The sequence below is a fragment of the Nocardioides sp. genome (genome assembly GCF_035481145.1).
Lineage (GTDB): Bacteria > Actinomycetota > Actinomycetes > Propionibacteriales > Nocardioidaceae > Nocardioides.
Genome location: NZ_DATIHB010000050.1, coordinates 1 through 2,938, shown reverse-complemented (window position 1 = coordinate 2,938; position 2,938 = coordinate 1). Strand labels below are relative to the sequence as shown.

Sequence of the window (2,938 nt, the reverse complement as noted above, 5' to 3'; positions counted from 1 at the left end):
CCCGCCGCTCCGCTCGTAGACCACGACGGTCGGGATGGTGTTGGGGTCCTGGAAGGGCTCCAGCTTCTCGAATCCCTGGGTGGACTCGGCGGTGGCGGGCAGCCAGGAGGAGGCCTCGTTGTTCTGGACGTCGATCAGCTGACCGGCCTTCATGCCGAGCGGCACGACGAGCAGGATCCAGAACCCGAGGACGAGCCATTTCGTGATGCGCCCCGTCAGGGCGCCGGCGACGTGTCGGTGCATGGTTCACAGCCTGCACCCCGCCACCGACGGGCGCATCCGGAAAAACCCCGGGATGCCCCCTACCTAAGTCGGATCTTTCGGACCCTCACGCGGCCAAGCGACGCGCCGCGGCCCGTCAGCTGCCGAGCAGCTCGCGGGTCCGGCGTACGTCGTCGTGCATGGTCTCGACGAGCTTCTCGATGCCCTCGAACTTCACCATGCCGCGCAGGCGCTCGACGAAGGCGACCTCGACCTCCACGCCGTAGAGGTCCAGGTCGGTGCGGTCGAGCACGTAGGACTCGACCCGGTGGCCGACGACGCCGTCGAAGGTCGGGTTGGTGCCGACACTGATCGCGGCGGCGAAGCGCTCGCCCGTGTCGAGGCGCGTGAGCCACCCGGCGTACACACCGTCGGCGGGCGCCGCCGCTTCGGCCGGCGTCGGCACGTTGGCGGTCGGGAAGCCGAGCTCGCGGCCGCGCTGGTCGCCCTTGACCACGACTCCCCGGATGGCGAAGGGCCGCCCCAGCGCCTCGGCGGCGCCGGTGACGTCACCGGCTGCGATGCACGAGCGGACGTACGTCGAGGACCAGACCTGCGGGCCGCCGTCGAGGGCGACCGCATCGACGACGAAGTCGTGCTGCTCCCCCGACACGGCGAGGTCATGGACGTCGCCGGCAGCCTTGCAGCCGTAGCGGAAGTTGGCACCGACGACGACGCCACAGGCGCGCAGCCCGTCGACGATGACCCGCTGGACGAACTCCTCGGGGGTCCACGCAGCGATCTCGCGGCTGAACGGGAGGACCAGGACGTCGTCGGCACCCGCCGCGCCGAGCAGGCGGAGCCGCTCGTCGAGACTGGTCAGCATGACCGGCGCGTGGTCCGGTCGGAGAACGGCCATCGGGTGCGGGTCGAAGGTGACCGCGACGACGTGGTCGACGCCCTGCGCGGCCGCCACCTCTCGGGCTCGCGCCACCACGTGCTGGTGGCCGAGATGAACGCCGTCGAAGTTGCCGATGGTCACGACGGTGCGGGCCAGATCGGCCGGCACCTCGCTCACGTCACGCCACACTCGCACGGCGCTACCTTCCCACAGCCACTCGTCAGCCCGTGAAGACGGCCACGGGTCGTGCCGCATCGTCCCGCGGTTCGTAGAGCGCAAGGAACTCGCCGTCTGGCGCGAAGACGGCCGTCAGCTCGGTCAGTGCCAGCGGCAGGCGGCGTCCGTAGCGCACCTCCTGGGCCTGCTCCGCATCCAGGTCGTACGCCGGGAACGCCGCGCGCGCAGCCGCCGCGATGGGCAGCACCGCGAATGCCGCGTCGAGCTGCTCGAGTGTGCGCGCGTGCTCGAGGGTGTAGGGACCGACCGCGGTGCGCCGCAGCGCGGTCAGGTGACCACCAACGCCGAGCGCCGCACCGAGATCGCGGGCGATCGCCCGGATGTAGGTGCCGCTCGAGCAGCGGACCGAGATGTCCACGTCGATCGTCGTCTCGGGCTCGAGCTCGCCCGGTCGCACGTCGTGGACGACGAGCTCGTGGATGGTGACCGGCCGGGCCTTCAGCTCGACCTCCTCCCCCGCGCGCACCATCGCATAGGCGCGCTTGCCGTCGACCTTGATGGCAGAGACGGCGGTCGGCACCTGCTCGATGTCACCGACGAACCCCGCCAGCGCCGCGCGGACCGTGGCCTCGTCGATGTGGCCGGCACCCCCCCGCGCGGTGACCTCACCCTCGGCGTCGTCGGTGTTCGTCGAGATCCCGAGGCGGATCGTGGCGTCGTACGCCTTCTCGGTGAGCATGAGGTGGCCGAGCAGCCGCGTGGCCCGGTCGACGCCGAGCACGAGCACACCCGTCGCCATCGGGTCGAGGGTGCCGGCGTGGCCGACCTTGCGCGTGCCGGCGAGGCGGCGTACGCGGGCGACGACGCCGTGCGAGGTGATGCCGCCGGCCTTGTCGACCACGACCAGGCCCGGCGTGACGGGAGTGCTCACTCCTCGTCGTCGTCCTCGTCGTCCCAGTCGTCCTCGTCCTCGATGACGCGAGGCTTCCTGTACGGGTCCTCGTCCGAGGCGTACTGCGCGCCGGCGCGCGCGGCGGCGAGCTCCTCGTCGGCCGCCTTCGCCTTGGCGAGGGCGTCCTCGATCTCGCGCGCGGTCTCGGGGAGCGCGTCGGCGATGAAGGTCAGGGTCGGCACGATGCGCGTGCCGAGCTGCTTCGAGACCTCGCTGCGGATCAGGCCCTTGGCCGAGTCGAGCGCCTTCTGGGTCTCCTCGCGGTCACCGTTGAGGACCGTGTAGAAGATCGAGGCCTGCTGGCCGTCGCCGGTGAGCCGGACATCGGTGATCGTGACGAAGCCGAGGCGCGGGTCCTTGATCCGGCGCTCGAGCATCTCGGCGACGACGACCTTGATCCGGTCGGCGACCTTGCGGACGCGAGGGCTGGCCATGAAGGACCTCCTGGGGTGCTGTGCGCGCTCCGCGCACGGTGAGTCTAGATGGGGTGGAGAGACGGAAGCGGGGCCGGCCCGAAGGCCAGCCCCGCCCCACGTCGTACGACGATCAGCCGCGCGGGATCTCGCGCATCTCGAACGCCTCGACGATGTCGCCTTCCTTGATGTCCTGGAAGTTCTTGAGCACGAGACCGCACTCGAAGCCCTCCCGGACCTCCGCCGCGTCGTCCTTCTCCCGCTTGAGCGAGGCGAGGTCGAGGTTGTCGGCCA

General features: G+C 70.9%; 3 protein-coding genes and 1 pseudogene. All 4 read right to left on the bottom strand.

Annotation, left to right across the window (positions count from 1 at the left end; translation table 11 throughout):
- Positions 1 to 243, bottom strand: a pseudogene (locus VLF38_RS04120) (hypothetical protein); the annotation flags it as partial.
- Between the two features lie 115 nt (positions 244 to 358).
- Complete coding sequence (locus VLF38_RS04115; protein WP_325270015.1) at positions 359 to 1,297, bottom strand: bifunctional riboflavin kinase/FAD synthetase; 939 nt, start codon at positions 1,295 to 1,297, stop codon at positions 359 to 361.
- Between the two features lie 25 nt (positions 1,298 to 1,322).
- A complete protein-coding gene (gene truB, locus VLF38_RS04110; RefSeq protein WP_325270014.1) occupies positions 1,323 to 2,210 on the bottom strand; it encodes a tRNA pseudouridine(55) synthase TruB in 888 nt (295 codons plus the stop codon).
- Entirely contained in the window at positions 2,207 to 2,665 is a 459-nt protein-coding gene (gene rbfA, locus VLF38_RS04105; RefSeq protein ID WP_325270013.1) for a 30S ribosome-binding factor RbfA, read from the bottom strand. The genes truB and rbfA overlap by 4 nt, the downstream gene beginning before the upstream one ends.
- Positions 2,666 to 2,938: the final 273 nt, after the last annotated feature.